5 protein-coding genes are annotated in these 7,176 nt (G+C 63.2%); all 5 read left to right on the forward strand.

The features are described from left to right. Positions 1 to 234 precede the first annotated feature (234 nt). Positions 235 to 2,337 carry a TonB-dependent siderophore receptor gene (locus tag ACT6Y9_RS07225; protein WP_443744032.1) on the forward strand — a complete coding sequence of 701 codons (2,103 nt, stop codon included), beginning with the start codon at positions 235 to 237 and terminating at the stop codon, positions 2,335 to 2,337. A gap of 140 nt (positions 2,338 to 2,477) precedes the next feature. Beyond that, positions 2,478 to 3,278, forward strand: a complete 801-nt coding sequence (locus ACT6Y9_RS07230) for an ABC transporter ATP-binding protein (RefSeq protein WP_443744033.1) — start codon at positions 2,478 to 2,480, stop codon at positions 3,276 to 3,278. Positions 3,279 to 3,394: 116 nt separating this feature from the next. Then, the gene (locus tag ACT6Y9_RS07235; protein ID WP_443744034.1) at positions 3,395 to 4,330 is read left to right on the forward strand and encodes an iron-siderophore ABC transporter substrate-binding protein; all 936 of its coding nucleotides are present in this window, start codon (positions 3,395 to 3,397) and stop codon (positions 4,328 to 4,330) included. Between the two features lie 5 nt (positions 4,331 to 4,335). Continuing rightward, entirely contained in the window at positions 4,336 to 6,354 is a 2,019-nt protein-coding gene (gene fhuB / locus ACT6Y9_RS07240) for a Fe(3+)-hydroxamate ABC transporter permease FhuB (RefSeq protein ID WP_443744035.1), read from the forward strand. A 238-nt stretch (positions 6,355 to 6,592) separates the two neighbouring features. Further along, on the forward strand, positions 6,593 to 7,176 hold a 584-nt coding region (locus ACT6Y9_RS07245; RefSeq protein WP_443744036.1), incomplete at its 3' end, for an MATE family efflux transporter.

The following is a 7,176-nucleotide window of genomic DNA, read 5'->3' on the forward strand; positions in this document are numbered from 1 at the left end:
TGGACGCCGAGGAAGCCGCGAAAATGTTTGATGACTCGTACACAATCCAGAGAAAACAGTAGGGCGGAGGGACGAGCGGGGAGACAAGGGGATAACGTTGCCGCTTGGCAACACCGAAGCGGGCTCGAGGGTTTTATTAGGGTTAACGGTTAGAAAATGGGTTTAACCCAACATATAATGCGATGCATTCGCATTACGCACGGGCAGCCCTTTCGGGCTGCTGAAATACAGTAAATGGACTCTCGCAACACCTTCTCCTACCGGAAGATCTCGCTCGCCACGGCCCTCGCCGCGGCCGCTCTTGCCGCTCAGCCCGCCCTCGCGGACGAATATGAAACCCTCGATGCCGTGAGCGTCACGGCCGAAGCCCTCAAGATCGACGTCTCCACGCAGGAGACGCCGCAGACGGTGAACGTCGTGGGGCGTCAGGAGCTCGATGAAAAGAACATCCGCAAGCTTGACGACTCGCTGCGCTACACCCCGGGTTTCTTCAACCAGTTCGGCGCCGACTACGACACCGACTGGATCAAGATCCGCGGCTTTGACGCTACGACGCTCGTTGATGGTCAACGTCAATACAAGGACGGCTTCTTCGACAGCACCGTCGAACCTTACGGCCTTGAGTCCATTGAAGTGCTTCAGGGGCCTGCCTCCTCGCTCTACGGTGACTCGCAGCCCGGCGGTGTGGTGAACCTCGTCACCAAGAAGCCGACCAAGACGCCTCAGCACAACGTCTCCATCTCCGGCGGTTCAAACAAGTACGTCCAGGCGGGCATCGACTTCGCCGACAACGCTACGGAGGACGGTTCCAAGCGCTACCGCATTGTGGCGATGGTGAATCGTGAAGATTCATTCATCAAGGACACGGACAAGCACCGCGTTTATTTTGCACCGAGCTTCACGATCGACGTAAGCGACAAGACTTCGTTGACGCTTCTCGCAAGCTACGCCAAGGATGGCGGCGTCGCCAATGGTTCCTTCTTCCCCGCCTACGGTACTCTGCTTCCGCGCGACGGAAAGTACATTGATCCCCATACGAGTTATGGTCTCCCGGGAGACGACTACGATAAGGAGCAGACTAATTTTGGATGGGAGTTTTCCCACGCTTTTAACGACAACTTGAAGTACAAGCAGACGGCCAACTTCTCCTATACCGATCTGTATCTTCGTACTTCGTCTATCTGGTCTGCTTGGAACAACACTAGCGGTGATTTGTCTGTAGCCACGTTGATCAACGACGGAAGTGTGAAGGGGTTCACTTTTGACAACAACCTGACCTACTCAGCCGAAGGTGAGTCGTTTAATAATACCATTCAGCTTGGGTTTGATTATCAATGGTTCGAAAATAAATGGTTGGCTAATGGCTCGGGCGGCCTTGGAGCCCCTGTTCTGACTGTCAATCCGTTCATTCCGTCAATCAGCACGCCCGACAATGACGCGGCCACGGCATTGGATCTTTATTCGTGGAATCGCAGCAAGAAGCAGTTTGGTATTTATGGTCAAGCCCAGTCCGTCTTTCGTGATACTTTGTTGATGAAGGTTGGTGCTCGTTGGGATACGGTTAATGTGAATGCCGACACCACCAACCCGGCCGTCAATGTCGTAAAGAACTCTATTGATGACACGCATTTCTCCTGGAATGCAGGAATCATGATTCTCAATGACTACGGAATTTCCCCGTATGCCAATTATTCTGAGGCATTTTTCGCTACAGGATCACTGTCTTGGTTATCTGGAGCTAGCTATGCGATTCCGGATCCGACCGAAACAAAGCAGTTTGAATACGGCGTTAAATTCACGCCTGATTGGTTGGACGGATACATCAATGTCGCCTTCTTTGATCTTAAGCAGAAAAATTATCTGGCCCAAGCCGTTAGTGCTGATGGATCTTTGCTGACCAAAGCTAATCCTCGAATGGATGCTACCGGCTTTGAAATTCAAGCGCGCGTCTCTCCTGTAAAGAACCTCACTGTTGATCTGAACTACACGTACATCGACAAAACGCAGGGCAGCAATGAAGAGCGCGTTGCTCAGTCTCCGAAACACCTTGCTTCTGCCTGGGCGGCCTACGACCTCTCTGATTTAGGCGCCGTTGGCCTTACGTTGGGTGTAGGCGTGCGTTATACCGGCGGCTCTATCGGTACTGCTCCTGCCGTACGAGTTCCTGATGCAACCGTCTATGATCTCGCCGTTGGATATGCCTTTGACAAGCATTGGAATATTCAGGGGACTGTCACAAATCTGTTTGACAAAGAGTACGTTCAGTCCAGCGACTTCGGATTCGCATATCTCGGCGAACGCCGTGTCGCTCGCGCCACGCTCACGTACAACTGGTAAACCAAGATCTTCCGTTTGAATCATTCTGGTTCATTCGGCTCTCTTTCAACCGTCCGACGCTCCCTCTGGCGTCGGACGGTTGAACATATTCGCAACCTTCTCTCAACCCTTCTCTCAACCCCATTGCGCTTTTCTGCGTCATGTACGAACTCAACGGCATCCGCATGGTCCGTGAAGGCCGGACGATTCTCTCGATCGACCACCTCACGATTCCCACCGATCAAATGACGCTGATTCTCGGCCACAACGGCTCCGGGAAGTCCACGCTCGCCTCGATCATCTCCGGACTCGTGAAGCCCGACGCCGGCGAGGTGCTCCTCGACGGCCGGGACCTCTTTGCAATGCCCGAGCGCGAGCGCGCCCGACGCGTGGCGTTCCTGCCGCAGAAGCTTCCGGCCTCCGCAGGCCTCATCTGCCGCGAGCTCGTGCGTCTCGGCCGCTACCCCTGGCGGGGGCTCTTTGGGCGCTGGCGCCCGGAGGACGAAGAGGCGATCGACCGGGCGCTTGAGGCGACGGGCACAAGCCGCTTCGCCCGCGCCTTCGCAGACGACCTCTCCGGGGGCGAGCGGCAGCGCGTTTGGATCGGCATGCTCCTCGCGCAGGCCTCGCCCGTGATGATCCTGGACGAACCGACCTCCGCCCTTGACGTCAAGCACCAGTACGGCGTCCTCGCGCTCCTCGAGAAGCTCAACCGCGAGGAGAAGCACGGCGTGATCGCGATCATCCACGACATCAACCTCGCGCTCCGGTTCGCCACCCACATCGTGGCTCTGAAGGGCGGGCGCGTTCTTTTTGAGGGCGGCCTCGGCATGATTGAGGACGAAGGGAACCTCGACGGGCTCTTCGAGATCGGCGTGAAGCTCATCAACCACCCGTATCCGCCGTCCTCCTGGCCGCGCGCCGCCCGCGGGGACCTCAAGACCGCGCTCATCTGCGAGTAGGGGAGACGCTGATGCTCACCCGCCGCTCGCTTCTCCTTTTTCCTCCCGCTCTCGCGGCGCTGCAGCATGCGCGCCGCGCGGCCGCGTCTTCTCCCTCCGCTCCGGCGCATGAGGTCGTGCAGAGTGACGCCGGCCACATCGTCGTGCACGACTCGATGGGCGAAAAGACCTTCCGCACCCACCCGAAGCGCGCCGTTGCGCTGCAGTGGGACATTCTCGAAAACCTCATTGCTCTGGGCGTCACGCCCGTGGGCGCAGGCGACATTGCGCCCTGGAACGCCTGGGTCGTGGACCCGAAGCTCCCCGAGGGGATTGCCGACGTCGGAACGCGCGCCGAACCGAACCTCGAGCGGATCGCCGCTCTGAAGCCCGACGTCATCCTGATCGGGCCCACGCAGCTCGACCTTCTGCCGCAGTTTTCTGAACTCGCGCCCGTGCTCGTCTTTGAGAACTACCGCGCCGACGCGCCGCAGGGCGAAGCGGAGACTGCGGTCGCGCAGCTCCGTGAGCTCGGTCGCCTTTTCGGCCGGGAGGCCGAGGCCGAAGCGGTCGTGAAGCGCATCGACGCGGGGCTCCACGAGCTCGGCGCGCGCGTGCGCGCCGCCTTCGGGACGACTCCTCAAGTGCAGGTGATCCGCTTCTCGAGCCTCACGACGCTCTTCGTCTATACGCCCAATTCCATCACCGACTATGCGCTCCGGCGCATTGGGATCCATCAGCCCTTCGAGCGTTCCAACGCCGGCTACGGCCTCACGCAGGTCCGCATCCGGGATCTGAAGGATCTCGAAGACGCCTACGTGATCTATGCGCGGCCCTTTGCGCTCGAGAAGAAGGTGATGAACTCCATCCTCTGGTGCGCGACGCCCTTTGCGCGCAAGGGGCGGGTCGCCGCGGCCGAAGCCTACTGGAGCCACGGCGGGGCGCTCTCGATCCTCGTGACGGCCGAGCGCGTCGTTACGGCGCTCCTTACGCTCGCTCCGGGCGCCGAAGACGCTGCAAAGAATCCTGAAGAGGCCGCCGCAAAATCCGCCGCCGACCTGACCGGACCCTGACCGCCATGCGCACGAACACTTCCTCCCTCGGGCTCTTCGACCTCTGCGGCGCTACGGTGCTTCTCGCCGCAGGCGCGGCCGCGGCCCTTTCGATTGAGAATCCGCTCTCCTGGAGCGCGTGCCTCGATACTCTCCTTCATCCGTCGCGCGCCGAGAGCTTCGACGCCTACTACTACGTCTACGGCACGCTCCCGCGGCTTGCCGCAGCCCTTTTGGGCGGCGCGATCCTTGGGCTCGTCGGCAGCCTCCTGCAGCAGCTCACGCAGAACCCGATGACGTCGCCCCTTACCTTGGGCACCTCGTCGGGCGGGTGGCTTGCGATCGTCGTGGTGAGCGCGTTCTTCCCCGAGATGGCGGGCGAGGGGCTTCTCCTCGCGGCATTCGTCGGGACGCTCCTTGCCTTCGGGCTCATCGTCCTCATCACGGGGCCGAGGAACATGACGGGCGTGACGCTCATCATCTCCGGCATGGTTGTGAACCTCCTCTTCGGTGCGCTCGCGACCGCGATCGTGCTGCTGCACTCCGACTTCATCCAGAACGTCTTCCTCTGGGGCGCGGGCGACCTCGCGCAGAACGGCTGGAGCGGCATCGAGACGCTTCTCGTGCGCACGCTCCCCGTGATCGCGGTGCTTCTTCTCTTCGCGCCGCGCGCGCTGGCGCTGATCTCCTTGGGCGACGAAGGCGCGCGCTCGAGGGGGCTTCCCGTGGTGCCGGTCTTCGTCGCGTTGACGACGATGGGCGTTTGGCTCGTCTCCGCCTTCATCACGGCCGCGGGCGTCATCAACTTCACGGGCCTCATTGCGCCCAACATCGCGCGCGCCTGCGGGCTCCGGGCTCCGCGCGTGCAGCTGCTCGCGAGCATGCTGCTCGGCGCGGGCCTCCTCGTCGCCACCGATGCGCTCGCCGTTTGGCTCTCCGCCCTCACGGGTAACATTGTCCCGTCGGGCGTGGTGTCGGCCGTTATCGGCACGCCCATCTTCATCTGGATCGTGCGCCGGCAGGCCGCCGACATGACGGCCGAAGCGGGTGCAGTCGGGCGCGGCGCGCTCGTCGCCGCGAAGAAGGTCTTCTCGAAGACGGCTGCGGCGGCGCTCGGCGCCGCGGTCCTCGCCGTCGCGGTCCTCAACCTCTTCCTCGTCAACCGCGGGGGCGGGTGGACGTGGGGCTTGGCCGACCACTACGAACTCCTCCTGCGGATTCCGCGCTTCACGACGGCCTTGGCCGCCGGTGCGGGTCTGGCGGCCGCGGGCGTCATCATGCAGCGCCTGATCCGCAATCCGCTCGCTTCGCCCGACATTCTCGGCATCTCTGCGGGCGCCGCCTTCGCGATGGTGACGGGCGCGCTCTGGTTCGGCGCCGGAGTGGGGCAGTCGGGCTCGCTCTGGGCCTTGGGCGGCAGCCTCACGGTGTTGGCGCTTCTGCTGCTCCTATCCCGGAGCTCGCGCTTCTCGCCCTCGATCGTGGTGTTGGCGGGCATCGCGCTCTCGGCCTTCCTCGACTCGGCGACCACGCTCTCGCTCTCGCGCGGCACGATGGAGAACTACTTCATCCTGCAGTGGCTCTCGGGGTCGACCTACCGCACGTCGCCCACTGCGGCCGCGTTGCTTGTTCTCGGGGTCCTCGTGCTTCTCGGCGCCGCGCTCGCGGTGTCGCGCAGCATGACGCTCCTTTCGATCGGGCGGGACTTCGCGCAATCGCGCGGCCTGCCGCTCGGGGGGTCGGCGCTGGTGCTCCTGGGGCTCTGCGCGCTCCTCTGCGCGGCGGCGACCGCCGCCATGGGCCCGGTCGCCTTCGTGGGTCTCGTCGCCCCGCACATGGCCATCATGATGGGTGCGCGGACGGTGAAGACCCAGCTCTGCGCCGCGGCGCTCCTCGGCGGCGCCGTCGTCGCCTGGGCCGACTGGTTGGGCCAGATCCTCATCGCGCCGGCGCAGATTCCGGCGGGGACTCTCGCCGCCATTCTCGGGGCGGGGTACTTCCTGCTTCTCCTTCTCTTCGGGCGCCTGAGAAAATCGGGCAGGTGAGTGCGGAGCGGATGTCGAGTTCCGCTCCGTATCCGCACCGCGTTCAATGCGATTCCACCGAGGCGTTGCGGCCGGACTTCATGAGAAAGCCCCGGCCGCAACGCCTTCTCACATGTTCCGGCGCCTCCCGCCGCCCGAGCGGGAGCGTCTGCGGATGCCTCGGTTGAGGCGTTCACTGACGCCGACCGATCCCGCGGCCCGGCGCTTCTTCTTTCGTTTTCCTCCGTCACTCCTCCAGATGCCCGACCGCGAACGCTTCGCCCAACACTTCACGGCGCCCGAACACCTCGCCTTCGCCGCACCCCGCATGGCGATGTCGCTGCTCGTGATGAGCTACCTCGTCGCCGACGGCGTGTTGGTGGCGCGCTTCGTCGGCATGACGGGGCTCTCAGCCGTCTCGATGACCTTCCCGATCACGTCGGCCATGATGGCCGTGGGCGTCATGGTTGCGGCCGGGTGCGGGGAGGTCGCCGCACGGCGCTTGGGCGCCCGGGACCGCAGGGGGGCGTTGGAGGCCTTCGCGACGGCCGCCTCGACGAACCTCGCGGGGGGCGCCATCCTCGGGGGCGTCGTGCTCGCCGTGCTCCCCGACGTCTGCGGGCTGCTCGGCATGACCGCGGAGCAGTCGGCGCTCGCGCTCGAGTACCAGGGGGTTCTCCTCTGCGGCACAGGGCTCTTTCTCCTCAACTTCGTCTTCCAGACCTTCTTCACCGTTGCGGCCCGCCCCAAGGCGGGGCTCGCCGCCGCCGCGGCCGTGGGCGTCCTCAACATCGTGCTCGACCTGCTCTTCAAGGCCCGGCTGTCCGTGCGGGCGCATAGACG

This window comes from Sutterella sp., assembly GCF_052272535.1.
Lineage (GTDB): Bacteria > Pseudomonadota > Gammaproteobacteria > Burkholderiales > Burkholderiaceae_F > Sutterella.

Coding starts and splice junctions, on each gene's coding strand:
- ACT6Y9_RS07225 (WP_443744032.1), top strand. CDS start 235: ATGGACTCTCGCAACACCTTCTCCTACCGGAAGATCTCGCTCGCCACG.
- ACT6Y9_RS07230 (WP_443744033.1), top strand. CDS start 2,478: ATGTACGAACTCAACGGCATCCGCATGGTCCGTGAAGGCCGGACGATT.
- fhuB (WP_443744035.1), top strand. CDS start 4,336: ATGCGCACGAACACTTCCTCCCTCGGGCTCTTCGACCTCTGCGGCGCT.